This window comes from Pseudarthrobacter sp. MM222, from assembly GCF_947090775.1.
In the GTDB taxonomy this organism is placed as follows: domain Bacteria; phylum Actinomycetota; class Actinomycetes; order Actinomycetales; family Micrococcaceae; genus Arthrobacter.
The window spans coordinates 1217772-1231539 of sequence record NZ_OX352321.1; the positions used below are offsets into that span (position 1 = coordinate 1217772).

13 protein-coding genes are annotated in these 13768 nt (G+C 68.7%); 8 read left to right on the top strand and 5 right to left on the bottom strand.

All coding sequences use genetic code 11. The features are described 5' to 3' along the window. Positions 1 to 96: 96 nt before the first annotated feature. Both OM977_RS05550 and galK read right to left on the bottom strand, forming a co-directional pair. Positions 97 to 1332: an acetyl-CoA C-acetyltransferase gene (locus OM977_RS05550; protein WP_264356527.1), complete on the bottom strand. Its 1236-nt coding sequence runs from the start codon at positions 1330 to 1332 to the stop codon at positions 97 to 99. 20 nt (positions 1333 to 1352) lie between these two features. Further along, on the bottom strand, positions 1353 to 2513 hold the full coding sequence (gene galK, locus OM977_RS05555; RefSeq protein ID WP_264356528.1) for a galactokinase: 1161 nt from the start codon (positions 2511 to 2513) through the stop codon (positions 1353 to 1355). 74 nt (positions 2514 to 2587) lie between these two features. Between galK and OM977_RS05560 the strand changes: the two genes are divergently transcribed. From OM977_RS05560 to OM977_RS05575, 4 genes are read left to right on the top strand one after another with little or no spacing between them, the layout of a single operon-like run. Further along, positions 2588 to 3598, top strand: a complete 1011-nt coding sequence (locus OM977_RS05560) for an aldose 1-epimerase family protein (RefSeq protein WP_264356529.1) — start codon at positions 2588 to 2590, stop codon at positions 3596 to 3598. A 4-nt stretch (positions 3599 to 3602) separates the two neighbouring features. Further along, positions 3603 to 4910, top strand: coding sequence for an AI-2E family transporter (locus OM977_RS05565; protein ID WP_442960699.1), 1308 nt, complete (start codon positions 3603 to 3605; stop codon positions 4908 to 4910). 21 nt (positions 4911 to 4931) lie between these two features. Further along, positions 4932 to 6170, top strand: coding sequence for a threonine ammonia-lyase (ilvA, locus tag OM977_RS05570; RefSeq protein WP_264356530.1), 1239 nt, complete (start codon positions 4932 to 4934; stop codon positions 6168 to 6170). A gap of 5 nt (positions 6171 to 6175) precedes the next feature. Further along, positions 6176 to 6802, top strand: a complete 627-nt coding sequence (locus OM977_RS05575; RefSeq protein ID WP_264356531.1) for a rhomboid family intramembrane serine protease — start codon at positions 6176 to 6178, stop codon at positions 6800 to 6802. Positions 6803 to 6896: 94 nt separating this feature from the next. Here the strand turns inward: OM977_RS05575 and greA are convergent, their stop codons facing one another. Continuing rightward, positions 6897 to 7391: a transcription elongation factor GreA gene (greA, locus tag OM977_RS05580; protein WP_264356532.1), complete on the bottom strand. Its 495-nt coding sequence runs from the start codon at positions 7389 to 7391 to the stop codon at positions 6897 to 6899. A 184-nt stretch (positions 7392 to 7575) separates the two neighbouring features. After that, entirely contained in the window at positions 7576 to 8034 is a 459-nt protein-coding gene (locus OM977_RS05585) for a DUF4307 domain-containing protein (protein ID WP_264356533.1), read from the bottom strand. A 127-nt stretch (positions 8035 to 8161) separates the two neighbouring features. On the opposite strand from OM977_RS05585, the gene mca reads away from it, so the two are divergent. The 3 genes from mca to OM977_RS05600 all read left to right on the top strand — a co-directional run bounded on the left by mca (position 8162) and on the right by OM977_RS05600 (position 11774). After that, positions 8162 to 9067 carry a mycothiol conjugate amidase Mca gene (gene mca / locus OM977_RS05590; RefSeq protein ID WP_264356534.1) on the top strand — a complete coding sequence of 302 codons (906 nt, stop codon included), beginning with the start codon at positions 8162 to 8164 and terminating at the stop codon, positions 9065 to 9067. A gap of 108 nt (positions 9068 to 9175) precedes the next feature. Further along, a complete protein-coding gene (locus tag OM977_RS05595) occupies positions 9176 to 9526 on the top strand; it encodes a hypothetical protein (RefSeq protein ID WP_264356535.1) in 351 nt (116 codons plus the stop codon). Beyond that, a complete protein-coding gene (locus OM977_RS05600) occupies positions 9504 to 11774 on the top strand; it encodes a thioredoxin domain-containing protein (RefSeq protein ID WP_264356536.1) in 2271 nt (756 codons plus the stop codon). The genes OM977_RS05595 and OM977_RS05600 overlap by 23 nt, the downstream gene beginning before the upstream one ends. Positions 11775 to 12011: 237 nt before the next feature. Here the strand turns inward: OM977_RS05600 and trhA are convergent, their stop codons facing one another. Further along, positions 12012 to 12674, bottom strand: coding sequence for a PAQR family membrane homeostasis protein TrhA (gene trhA, locus OM977_RS05605; protein WP_264357309.1), 663 nt, complete (start codon positions 12672 to 12674; stop codon positions 12012 to 12014). 211 nt (positions 12675 to 12885) lie between these two features. On the opposite strand from trhA, the gene OM977_RS05610 reads away from it, so the two are divergent. After that, positions 12886 to 13647 (top strand): isoprenyl transferase, encoded by a 762-nt coding sequence (locus OM977_RS05610; RefSeq protein WP_264357310.1) that lies wholly within the window; start codon positions 12886 to 12888, stop codon positions 13645 to 13647. The last annotated feature ends 121 nt before the right edge of the window (positions 13648 to 13768 follow it).

Consider the following 13768-nt stretch of genomic DNA (forward strand, 5'->3'; position numbering starts at 1 on the left):
GACCGGCTAGGCACGTAGTAATGGGGAGCTCCGAACTGAAGCGTTCGGGGCTCCCCTTTTGCGTGCCGCAACCAGCCCGGCCGGGTGTCTAGCGCGTCAGGTCAGCCGTTCCAGGACGACGGCCATGCCTTGCCCGCCGCCGACGCACAGTGTGGCCAGCCCAAGCTGCCCGTCCCGTTCCCGGAGACTGTTCAGCAACGTGGTGGTCATCCGGGCGCCGGTCATGCCGAACGGGTGCCCCAGCGCGATGGCCCCGCCGTTGACGTTGAGCTTGTCGGCGTCGATCCCCAACTCCTTGGCGCTGGCCACGACCTGCACCGCGAACGCCTCGTTGAGTTCCACGAGGTCGATGTCCCCGATGCCCAGCCCAGCGAGCTCCAGCGCACGGCGGCTCGCTTCCACCGGGCCCATCCCCATCAGCTCCGGGGACAGGGCGCTGACTCCGGTGGAGACGATCCGTGCCAGCGGCTGCAGCCCGAGTTCGCGGGCCCGCGCATCGCTCATAACCACGACGGCGGCGGCGCCGTCGTTCAGCGGGCAGGCGTTGCCGGCCGTGACGGTGCCGCCGCTGCGGAAGACCGGCTCGAGGGCGCTGACGGCGTCCAGGGTGACACCTGCCCGGGGTGAGTCGTCGCGGTCCACCACGGCGCCGTCCTTCCGGGTGTACGGCGTGATCTCCCGGGCGTAGAAGCCGGCGGCGATGGCGGCTTCGGCGCGGTTCTGGCTGAGCACCGCCCAGGCGTCCTGGTCCGCCCGGCCGATGCCGTAGCTGGTGGCGACGTTTTCGGCGGTCTGGCCCATGGCGATGTAGATGTCCGGCATCCGGCCGCCCAGCCGGGGGTCCGTCCAAGGGGTGTTGGAGGCCGCACGCGCCGCCGTGCGTTGCCGGGCGGCGTCGAAGAGCGGGTTGTGCGTGCCGGCGTCCGTTTCGCCGGCCCCGGCCCAGTCCCGGTACCGGGACACCGCTTCCACCCCGGCGGAGATGAACGCCTGGCCTTCGCCGGCCTTGATGGCATGGAAGGCCATCCGGAGGGTCTGCAGGCTGGAGGCGCAGAAGCGGTTGATGGTGGCGGCGGGAACGTTGTCCAGTCCGGTCAGGATGGAGACCACCCGGGCCATGTTGGAGCCTGCCTCGCCGCTTGGTTCGGCACAGCCCAGGTACAAGTCGTCGAGGCCCCGCTCCGGGTCGGCGGCATCGAAGGCCGGGATGGCGGCCAGTGCGGCGGTCACCATGGCGGCGGCGAGGTCATCGGGCCGCTCGTCCTTGAGCGAGCCCTTGAAGGCGCGTCCGATGGGGCTTCTGGCAGTGGAAACGATGACTGCTTCTGACATGCGCCCAGCCTACGCTCGGGTCAGGCCACGCGCATGGCCCCGGCTGCCGGGCGGACGCTGAAGATGTCCGGCGCAGCGTATCCGGCCGCTGCAAAGGAGCGCCCGACGGCGTCGCGCACCCCGCGCGCCGCCCCTTGCGGAGTCAGGGCGATCGCGGAGCCGCCAAAGCCGCCGCCGGTCATCCGGGCGCCAAGTGCGCCTGCGGAGCGCGCCGCCTCCACCGCGAGATCCAGTTCGGGGCAGGAAATTTCGAAGTCGTCCCGCATGGAGCCGTGGGAGGCATCCAGGAGAGGACCGATCGCCCGGGGGCCGGCGCTCCGCAGGGCTTCGACAGTCTGCAGCACGCGGTCGTTCTCGGTCACGACATGGCGGACCCGGCGGAACGTCTCCTCGTCCAGCAGCCCGAGGGCCTCGTCGAGGTCCCCGAGGGAAAGCGAGCGCAGGGACGCCACGCCGAGGACCTCGGCGCCCAGCTCGCAGGACACCCGCCGGGCGGCGTAGCCTCCGGTGGCGTGCGAATGCGAAACCTTCGTGTCGATCACCAGCAGTTCCAGCCCGGCCTGCTCGGCGTCGAACGGCACGAGCTCGACACTCTGGTCCCGGCAATCGAGGAAGACGGCGTGGTCGGAGGAGCCGCGCAGCGAGGCCGACTGGTCCATGATGCCGGTGGGTGCGCCGACGAAGTCGTTCTCGGCGCGCTGGGTGACCAGGACCATGTCCTCGACACCCAGACCGCCGCCGGCGAGTTCGTTCATTGCCGTGACGACGGCGCACTCAATGGCATGGGAGGAGGAGAGGCCCGCGCCCCGGGGCACGTCCGAAGCCAGGAGCAGGTCCAGGCCGGGCACAGCAAGCCCGCGCTGCTGCAGCGCCCAGAGCACTCCCAGTGGATACTTGGTCCAGCCGCGCGCCGCGGCACGGCTCAGGGACCCGGCGTCCGCCGTCGTCAGCCCCTGGTTGCCGAACGTGGACATCAGCCGGATGGTCGAGTCCGGCCTGAGCCGGACTGCCACCCGGGCGGTCCGGTCGATCGCGAACGGCAGCACGAACCCTTCGTTGTAGTCCGTGTGCTCGCCGATCAGGTTCACCCGTCCGGGAGCCTGCCAGACGCCGTCCGGGTCGGTGCCGAAGACGCTCCGGAACGAAGCCGACAGTTCGCCGGGGCCAAAGCGAGCGGTCATGCCAGATCGGCGTTCCTGCGGCAGCTCATGGTTCCAAGGTATACGCCCTGCCGCAGGGTCTGTACCGTGGTGCCATGGATCAGACCACCTCCCATTCCGCGGACGCTTCCGCGGCAGCCGCAGCGGGCACCGAGGGCTCGGCCCGGCGCTATGCCACGGGCCGGCAGTACGAACTCCGGCGCGGGGACGCGCTCGCCGTCGTGACCGAGCTGGCCGCCGGCCTCCGGCTCTACAGCCGCGGCGGTACCCAGCTGACCGAAGGCTACGGCGATGCGCAGATCCCGCCGGGGGCCTCCGGGATCACCCTGGCGCCCTGGGCCAACCGGGTCGAGGACGGCATCTGGCACCTGGACGGCAAGAAGCAGCAGCTCGACATCACTGAGGTGTCGCGCAACAACGCCAGCCACGGGCTGCTGCGCAACGCGTCCTACGGGCTCGTGGACGAATCGCAGTTCTCGGTCACGCTGGAAGCCGTGATCTTCCCGCAGCACGGCTATCCCTTCCTGCTGCGCCACCGCGTCCGCTACGAACTGGCCGGGGACCTTGGACTGGTGGTCCGGCAGACCCTGATCAACGACTCCCAGGCACCGGCTCCGTGCGTCCTGGGCGCCCATCCCTACCTGCGGCTGGGGGAGCTGCCCAGCGAGGAGCTCACCGTGACCGTCGGCGCCGGCACGAGGATCGTGGCCGATGCCCGCGGCATTCCGCGCAGCAGCGAACCGGTCGACGGCGATTACGACCTTCGCGGTGGACGGCTGGTCGGCGGGCTGGACATCGACTCCGCCTACACCGACCTGGAGTTCGACGGCGGCATCGCCCGGCACACGCTGCGCGCCCCGGACGGGCGGAGCGTCAGTCTCTGGCAGGACGAAAACTGCCGCTACGTCCACGTCTTCGTCACCACGAACTTCCCGGGGCGGGCCAAGGCCGTGGCGATTGAACCCATGACCGGGCCGGCCAACGCATTCAACAGCGGAGACGGCCTCCGCTGGCTGGCTCCGGGGGAGGAGTTCTCGATGAGCTGGGGCATCAGCGCCGCGCTGGAGAGCGGAGTTTCCCATCCGGGCGCGACTGGTGAATCATGAAGCTATGACCCCAGCTGACGCCGCCGCACCGCACCCTGGATCCGATCCGGCCATGCCCGCCGCACCCCTCCGGGTTCTGACGGACCGCCAGCTGGACCGGGACATTCCCTACGGGGTGCGGATCGCCGCAGCGTGGTCCTGGCGGCTGGGCCTGATCCTGCTGTTCGGCGGGACCCTGATCTGGCTGCTCAGCCACATCAGTTTCCTGTTGATCCCCATCATGGTGGCCGCCCTGCTGGCCGGACTGCTGAATCCCGTGGCAGGCTGGCTCAGGACCCGGCAGCTGCCCAACGGCGCCGCCGTCGCTATCACCGTCCTGGGCTTCATCGGGGCGATCGGAGGCGCATTGGCGCTGGTGGGCCGGCAGCTCGTGTCCGGCTTCTCCGAGCTGTGGAGCGAGGCGCTGGTCGGCATCCAGAAAATCCAGGGCTGGCTGGCGGATGGCCCCCTGCACCTTTCCGCCGCCCAGATCGACCAGTACATCAAGGAAGCCTCTGCGGCGCTGCAGAACAACAGCAGCAGCATCCTCAGCGGCGCCCTGTCCTTCGGGAGCACCGCGGGGCACTTCGCGGCGGGGCTGATCCTTGCCCTGTTTATCCTGATTTTCTTCCTGCTGGAAGGAGAGCGCATCTGGGCCTTCCTGGTCCGGCTGCTGCCCAGGAAGGCCCGCCCCGCGACCTACGGGGCCGGCCGCAAGGGCTGGGCCTCGATGGTCAGCTACGCGCGGATCCAGATGTTCGTCGCTTTCGTGGACGCCGTCGGCATCGGCGTGGGCGCGGCCATCATCGGCGTGCCCCTGGCCCTGCCGCTGGGCGTGCTGGTGTTCCTCGGCTCCTTCATCCCGATCGTCGGTGCCCTGGTGACCGGCGCCGTCGCCGTGCTCCTGGCCCTCGTCGCCAACGGCTGGGTCAATGCCCTGATCATGCTCGGAATCGTGCTGCTGGTCCAGCAGCTGGAAAGCCATATCCTGCAGCCCCTGGTGATGGGCAAGGCCGTTGCCCTGCATCCGGTGGCCGTGATCCTCGCTGTCGCGGCCGGTTCGTACCTCGCGGGGATCCCCGGGGCCCTGTTCTCGGTGCCGATCCTCGCCGTAGCAAACTCGGCGATTCGCTACATTGCCGGCAGAACGTGGGAACATGATGGGGTGCTTGCAGCCGCGGGTCAGCAGGGCATCCTTGCTCCTGCCGTGCCCGGCGTCGACAACACCTTTAGAGACGTCCACCTGTCGGGTGAAACTCCCGGCCGCCGGGAGGACGCCGCACACCACCATGGTGACCCGGGCAGCGACGCCGGCCGGGGCACCGGAGCCTGATCCGAAGAAGGAGACTCGTTCGTGCTTACCCTTGAGAGCCTGCCCGTCACGCTGGACAATGTCCTGGAGGCGCAGAAGCTGCTCGACGGGATCATTACGCGGACCCCGGTGGAGTCGTCCCGGGCCCTCGGCAGCCTCGTCGGCGGGGACGTGTTCCTTAAGTGCGAAAACCTGCAGCGCGCCGGCTCGTTCAAAGTGCGCGGGGCCTACGTGCGGATGGCCAAACTGTCCCCGGACGAAAAGAAGCGCGGCGTCGTAGCCGCCTCGGCCGGCAACCACGCCCAGGGCGTCGCTGTCGCGGCGAAGAGCCTCGGCATCCGGGCCCGAATCTACATGCCGCTCGGGGTCGCCCTGCCCAAACTGGCCGCCACCCGCAGCCACGGTGCCGAGGTGGTGCTGCACGGCCACAACGTCGATGAAGCGCTCGCCGAGGCAAAGCGTTATGCGGACGAATCCGGCGCCGTCTTCGTCCACCCGTTCGACGACGTGGACGTCGTCGCCGGCCAAGGCACCGTCGGGCTCGAGATCCTGGAGCAGGTCCCCGACGTCGACACCATCCTGATGGGGGTCGGCGGCGGCGGGCTGCTCGCCGGCGTCGCCGTGGCGGTCAAGGCCCGGGCGAAGGAACTCGGCCGGGAAATCCGCATCATCGGTGTGCAGGCGGAAAACGCCGCAGCCTATCCGCCCTCCCTTGCCGCTGACGCCCTGGTGCCGCTCAAGCGGGTCTCGACAATGGCCGACGGCATCGCCGTGGGACGGCCCGGGCAGCTGCCCTTCAGCATCATCCGCGAACTCGTGGACGACGTCGTCACGGTCAGCGAGGACGCCCTGGCCCGCGCGCTGATCTTCCTGCTGGAACGCGCCAAGATGGTGGTGGAACCCGCCGGGGCCGTCGGCGTCGCGGCCCTGATGGAGGGCAAGATCGAGAACCCGGGGACCGTGGCGGTGGTGCTGTCCGGCGGCAACATCGATCCCATGCTGATGCTCAAGGTCATCCAGCGCGGTCTCTCGGCCGCCGGCCGGTACATGACGGTCCGCATGATGCTGGACGACCGCCCGGGCTCGCTTGCCACGATCGCCCGCATCATCGCCGAGAACGACGCCAACGTGACCGGCCTGGACCACACCCGGGTGGGCGGCTCGATCAGTATGGGTGACGTCTCCATCACGGTGAACCTGGAAACCAAGGGCCACGAGCACTGCGAACAGGTCCTCGCGGCTCTCCGGGCCGAGGGCTTCCAGCCGATTGTGGTTCACTAGGCGCCATGACCCTCGACTCTTTTCCGGACGAACGGCCCCGTACCGTTGAGACCCCCGCCGCGCGGGCCCGGCGAGGGCTGCTGGTGGTGGGTTCCTTCGTCCTGCTGCTGTACGTCATCGAGATCGTCAACACAGTGCTGTTGCATTCCCTGAACCGCACGTTCGGTCTGCGGCCGCGTACCCTCGACGGACTCCTGGACATCCTGACGTTCCCGCTGCTGCACGCCAACCTGGCTCACCTGATGTCCAACACCCTCCCGCTGATCATCTTCGGGTTCCTGGTGTTCCTGGCCGGCATGCGCGTCTTCGTCACCGCGCTGGCGTCCAGCTGGCTGGGATCCGGGGTGGTGGTCTGGCTGATCGGCGGTTTCAAAGTGACCGTCGGCGCGTCCGGGCTGGTCTTCGGCCTCTTCGCGTTCCTGCTGGTCCGGGGTTTCGTCAACCGCAACTGGTGGCAGATCGTGCTGTCGGTGGTGCTGTTCATGGCTTACGGCGGCATCCTCTTCGGCATCCTTCCCACCGTGGCGAGCTTTGTGTCCTGGCAGGCGCACCTGGGCGGGGCGATCGGCGGCGTCGCGGCCGCGCTGCTGCTGAGCACTCGCGGCACCGGGGCCCTGCGCGCCGGACGCTAAGCGGCCGCCGCCTCATTCTGCCGACAAAAAACGCCGGCCTCCCCGCGTAGGGGAGGCCGGCGTCGTCGTTCCGTCCTGGAACGCAGGGTTGCTGTCAGCCGACGTAGGGCTTGGCGGAGATGATCTCCACCGCGATGTCCTTGCCGTTCGGTGCGGTGTAGCTGATCTGGTCGCCCTCCTTGTGGCCGACGATCGCGGCACCCAGCGGGGACTTCTCACTGAAGACATTGAGGTCGGAGTCGCCTGCGATCTCGCGGGAGCCGAGCAGGAACGTCTCCTCGTCGCCCGCGATCCGGGCAACGACGATCATTCCGGGTTCCACGATGCCGTCGTCGGCCGGTGACTCGCCCACGTGGGCGTCCCGCAGCAGGGCAGTGAGCTGGCGGATGCGGGCCTCGATCTTGCCCTGCTCCTCCTTGGCCGCGTGGTAGCCGCCGTTCTCCTTGAGGTCGCCTTCCTGCCGGGCAGCTTCGATCTTCTGAACGATTTCCGCCCGGCCGGGGCCGGAGAGGTGGTCCAGCTCTGCCTTCAGGCGGTCAAAAGCTTCCTGGGTGAGCCAAGCTGCAGTTGCGCTGTTGGGGGTAGACACGGACTTCTCCTTTATGTGGTCAAACAAGCAAAGACCCCGCCTCGGTGGCCACTTATGGAACTCAGCAACCAGCTCAGCGGGGGAAAGGTATTGATCCATTGTAGTCAATGCTGTGGATAAACCAAAGAACGCAGCGGCGTGGATCACACCGTGTTACTTGGGGCCGGAGCGGCCCGTACCGGAACTATTTGGCGCCGTCCGGAATCCAGCAACTGTCGACGACGGCCGAAACGGCCTGCGCCTCGGTCCGGACAAGCGCCCGGTGCGCCGTGGTGCGGCCGCCGTCGGCGCCTTCGTCCGCGGCGTTGGGCCCGACGTCGACTACCTTCCAGCCAACCACGGCGAACTTGGCGTCGAGCGCCTTGAGGGCGCACTTGGCGTCCGTGGCGGGATCCTTGGTGACCTGGAAGTCGACTTCGGCGAGGGTGGCGTCCGGGGTGCTGTAGCCGATGTCCTTGAAGGTCACCGACGCGGTCGCGTTCGACGTCGAAATCCAGGCCATAAATCCGATGCCCGACGCGAGGGCGGCAGCTAGGATGATGCGTTTGGTCCTGCCGGAGAGTGCGCGCTTTTGGCCGCCGTAACGATTGGCTAGGCTGGGAGATGCCGGCGCGGGCACGGCAGGCTGATCCTCGGAAGTCACCAGTCCAGTTTAGTGTGGATCGGGACGCGGATGTTCCGCGCCGGGATCCAGGCCGCAACCGGACGAGAAGTCCAATGCACGAGGACCTGTACCGAACACCTGTAGATGAAAGAGGAGCCGTCCCACGATGACAGCGTCCCCCAGCCCGTCAGCGCCGCTTCGACTGCTGGCTGTCCATGCTCATCCCGACGACGAATCCAGCAAGGGCGCCGCCACGATGGCCATGTATGCCGCCGACGGCGTGGACGTCCTCGTGGCGACCTGCACCGACGGCGCCCGCGGCGACATCCAGAACCCCGCCATGGAAGGCGAGCCGCACCCCAAGCGGGACATGGCCGGGGCGCGCCGGCTGGAGATGGAGCGGGCGGCCGGGATCCTCGGCGTCCGGCAGCGCTGGCTTGGTTTCGTGGACTCGGGACTGCCGGAAGGCGATCCGCTGCCGCCGCTGCCCGCCGGCTCCTTCGCCACACAGCCCCTGGAGCGGGCCGCCGCGCCGCTGGTGCGCCTGGTCCGCGAGTTCAAGCCGCAGGTCATTCTCAGTTACGACGAGAACGGCGGTTATCCGCACCCGGATCACATCATGGCCCACCGCGTGGCCGTCGAGGCGTTCGACGCCGCGGGGGACCCGGCCCGCTACCCGGGTACCGGCGAGGCATGGGCGCCGAGCAAGCTTTACTACGACCGTGCGTTCAGCCCGGAGCGGTTCCACGCCCTGCACCACGCGCTAACGGAGTCCGGACTCGAATCGCCCTACGCGGAGCGCATCGCCGCGTGGCTGGAGGCCGACGCGGAGGGCCATACGCCTCCCGCACCCACCCACGCCACGACCACCCAGATCGAGTGCGGGGACTTCTTCGAGGCCCGGGACGATGCCTTGCGCGCCCACCGCACCCAGGTGGACCCGGAGGGATTCTTCTTCGCGGTGTCGCCGGAGCTGCAGCGCCGCGTCTGGCCGTGGGAGGACTACTCGCTGATCCGATCCAGGATCCCCACCGAACTGCCTGAAAAGGACTTCTTCGCCGGGCTAAGATAGACCCAACAGGTAAGTTCTATGCCCTGTAGAAATTATTCCTGTAGAAATTATGCCCTGTAGAACCGCCCCGGCATCGGGGCCGCTCAGTCCCACAGAAGGTCTTTAGCCGTGCATTCCTTGCTCAACGCCCTGGCAACAACACCGGCACCCGCCCCCTCGCCGTCGTTGCGCCCGGGACTGTCCCAAGACCAGGTGACACCCGGGCTGCTCGGCTTCCTGCTGACCGCCTTCATCGTCGTGCTCACGGCGCTGCTGATTGTGGATATGGTGCGGCGCATCCGCCGGGTGCGCTACCGTGCCCAGGTGGAAGAAGAGCGCGCCGCTGCCGAAGAGGCGGCCCTGAACGGCGATGCTCCGGCGTCCCCGGAAGCTGCAGGCCGGAACCTCGACCCGGACCCGGATTCCGGGGCTGGAACGCGCCCGGAAGTCAACGGCGATGCGGGACCCGGAAACCGCTGACCGCGGAACTCCCCGGACTGTCCCCGAGGCTGCCAATGCCCTGGGGACGGAGCCCTCTGCCTACCTCCGGCAGCACGCGGGCAATCCCGTCCATTGGCGCCCGTTCGGGGACGAAGCCTTTGCCTTCGCCGCTGCGCGGGACGTCCCGGTGTTCCTCTCCATCGGGTACGCAGCCTGCCACTGGTGCCATGTCATGGCGCACGAATCCTTTGAGGACCAGGCCACCGCAGACTTCCTGAACGCCCACTTCGTCGCGGTCAAGGTGGACCGGGAGGAACGGCCTGACGTCGACGCCGTCTACATGGCCGCAACCCAGGCCATCACAGGCGAGGGCGGCTGGCCGATGTCCGTCTTCCTCCTGCCCGACGGGCGTGCCTTCCACGCCGGCACCTATTTCCCGCCGCTACCCTTGCCGGGCCGGCCCTCCTTCCGCCAGGTCCTCGAGGCCGTGGTCGAGGCCTGGACGGAACGCCGCAGCGCCCTGGAACAGAACGCCGACACCCTGGCCCGCGGGCTCGCCGCCGCGCAATTTGGCCCTGCGCAATTCGGCGCCGCGGTGCGGCTGGACCGCCCGCCCGAACCGGTAAGCGCAGAGCTGGTGTCCGAGGCCGTGGCAGCCCTCGCCGACTCCGAAGACCCGGACGACGGCGGCTTCGGCACCGCGCCGAAGTTCCCGCCGTCGCCGGTGCTCGAATTCCTGATCCGGCATGCCGCAGCGGGATCGGGCGCCGCTTCCGGCGCCGGGCCGTTCCGCGCGGCGGATTCCGGCAGCGCACTGGCCGCCCGGGACATGGCGGGCCGCACTCTCGCGGCCATGTCCCGTTCGGCCTTGTTTGACCAGCTCGACGGGGGTTTCGCCCGGTACTCGGTGACCCGGGACTGGTCGGTTCCGCACTTCGAGAAAATGCTCTACGACAACGCCCAGCTGCTGCGCCTGTACACGCACTGGGTCCGGCTCGGCGGTACGGCGGAGTACCCGGCGGCCGAAGCCGCCGACGTCGCCGGCCGCACTGCCGACTGGCTCCTGGCAGCGCTGGGCCTGGCAACCCGGCCGGTGTCCGGGGCGGCGGGTTCTGCCGCGGCGGGTACCGGCCCCGAAAGACTTCCGGAAGCCGTGGCTTCCTCCCTCGACGCCGACACCGTGGTGGCCGGCCGGCACTCCGAGGGGGCCACCTACCTCTGGACCACCAGGGAACTGGCCGCGCTGCTCGGTGCGGAAGACGGCGCCGCCGTCGCCCGCCTGATGAATGTAGGCGGGCGCGGCACGGTGACCGCCGAGGGCTCCCCGCTGCATCCCGGGCGGGAGATGGGGCCGGCGGACGCGGAGCTGTGGCAGCGGGTGCTGCCGGTGCTCCTGGCGGAACGCTCGCGGCGGCCGCAGCCCGCCCGGGACGACAAGGTGGTGGCCGGCTGGAACGGCCTGGCTGTGGCGGCGCTCGCCGAAACCGGCGCGGTGCTTGACCGTCCTGATCTGACGGCGGCCGCCGGGCGGATCGCGGCGTACCTCGAACGGGTGCATTGGCACGCGGGCGAAGGGAACGTGCCGGGCAGCCTCGTGCGGGTCTCGCATGACGGGGTGGCGCGCGGCATCGGGGGCCTGTTGGAGGACTACGCCTTCTGCGCGGAGGGACTGCTGGCGCTTCACTCGGTCACCGGCCAGGCGCGCTGGTACCGCCTGGCCGAGGACCTGATCACCGCTGCCTGCTTCCGGTTCGTTACGGACGGGGCCCTGCAGGACAGCGCCGGGGAGTCGGGCCAGGTGCTGAACGCCCAGGGCGGCCGGGCGGCGCTGGATCCGTTCGACAACGCCGCCCCCAGTGGCGCCGCCGCGTTCGCCGGGGTGCTGCTGTCCTACTCGGCGCTGTCCGGCTCCGGCCGGCACCGCGCCCTGGCCGGCAATATCCTGGACCTTTTGCCGCCGCTGGCAACCCGGGCACCCCGCGTGGCCGGCTGGCTGCTGGCGACGGCGCAGGCCGCGCTCGCGGGCCCGGTGGAGGCCGCAGTTGCCGGCCCGGACACCCCGGAACGCGCGGCATTGCACCGGGAACTGCTGCGCTCGCCGAGCCCCGGGCTTGTGATCGCCGTCCAGGACGCCGCCGACGCCGCGCCCTCCGTGCCGCTGCTGCGGGGCCGGGGACCCGCCCCGGACGGCTCGCCGCAGGTGTTCCTGTGCCGCGGCATGGTCTGCGAACTACCCGTCGGTTCTGCCGGCGCGGTCCGGGATCGCCTCGCTAGCATGGCCGGATGACTTCGCTGATCCGACCGGCCATGCCTCGCCTGCAGGCGGCAACTACCCGAACTCATCGTGGCAGGGCGGAATTTCCTGACCTCGACGCCGGAATTTCCCCACTTTTGGAGTCGGCGGCCGGCGTGTCGGACCGAACCGCCGGTGCGTCTCGGCGTCGCGCAGTCAAAGCTGGGGAGATTCCGCTGCCAGGCGGGCAGGCCGGCCGGGGCGCTGCCGGCGGCTGGGCCTTTGCCCGCCTCAGCTGAGGACGGCGATGGCTATCGCGATGTAGTGCGCGGCAAAGGCAAAGACCGTGAGGGCATGGAACAGCTCATGGAAGCCGAAGTGCTTGTAGCTGAAGTTTGGCTTCTTCAGGGCGTAGAAAACGGCGCCGGTGATGTAGAGGACGCCGCCCACACAGATCAGGATGGCGGAGGCCGCATTGGCGGCGAAGAACTCCGGCAGGTAGAACAGGGAGCCGCAGCCCAGCGCTATATAGATCGGTACGTAGAGCCAGCGCGGGGCGTTGGTCCACAGCAGGCGGAACAGCACGCCCAGAATGGCGCCGGACCAGATGACCCAAAGCAGCAATTCGGCCTTGGGCCGATCCAGGAGCGCCCAGGCGAGCGGTGTGTAGCTGCCGGCGATGACCAGCATGATGTTTGTGTGGTCCAGCCGCTTCAGCACCATCTTGACCCGCGGAGACCAGTTGCCGCGATGGTAAATGGCGCTGATGCCGAAGAGCAAGACGCCGGTGAAGGCGTAGATCGCAGAAGCGATCCTAAGATCCGGGGTGGGGGCCAGAAGAACCAGGACCAGGCCTGCTGCGAGCGCCAGCGGGGCCGTTCCGGTGTGGATCCAGCCACGCCACTTGGGCTTGATCATCAGCAGCTCGGCCAGCCTGACAGCGGCGTCGTCCATTGCGCTTCCGCGGTCCGCCGGGCGCTTCGGCAAGGGCTCCGGGCTGTTGCTTTCCATGCCGCCATAATATCCTACGGGCTAGTAAGTTACTCATCGGTAACAAGTTCTGCAGGGCACCGACCGTGCCGCCCTGCACCCGCCGCCGCTGTGCGGCAGGTAGCCTAGGATGTGCACTGCAGTCGTACTTCAAGGAAGCCAGGTGAATCGCCGGATGGAACTGCCCGGGTTCCTTTATGGCTTCTACGAGCGCCGGCTCCAACGGTCCCTTGACCCGGAGCGGATCCCCAAACACATCGGTGTCATGGTGGACGGCAACCGGCGGTGGGCCCGTCAGTTCAACGCTCCGACCAGCCAGGGCCACCAGGCCGGTGCCGACAAGATCCACGAGTTCCTCGGCTGGTGCCAGGAACTCGGCGTCAAAGTCGTCACGCTCTACATGCTTTCCACGGACAACATGAACCGCTCGGGCGAAGAACTCGACCTGCTGATGGGCATCATCGCAAATACTTTGGACCGGCTCGACGAGGACGCCGAGATCTCCGTGCACGCCATGGGCGCCCCTGAGCTCCTTCCGGACTACCTCGCCGAACGGCTCAACAAACTCACCGCCCGCACACCCGCGCGCGAGAAGCTCCACGTCAATGTCGCCGTCGGCTACGGCGGGCGCCGGGAGATCGTCGACGCCGTCCGCGAACTCCTGCACGACGCCGTCGGCCGCGGCGCCGACATCGGCAAGCTCGCTGACGAACTCAGCGTCGACGACATCTCCCGGTTCCTATACACCCGCGGCCAGCCCGACCCGGACCTCGTGATCCGGACGTCGGGCGAGCAGCGGCTTTCCGGGTTCCTGATGTGGCAGAGCGCATACAGCGAGTTCTACTTCTGCGAAGCGCTGTGGCCGGCTTTCCGGAAAGTGGACTTCCTCCGCGCCCTGCGTGACTATGCCGGCAGGCAGCGCCGCTTCGGCTCCTGATGCGTTTCCAAGTTGTTCACACAATGGCAACAGGAATCGCCGAAAAATGGGCGCGGAAACAAGACGGCCGCGTTTTACGTTATTCCCATTAGCAGGCAAACCGCCCGCTGATCGGGGAGGC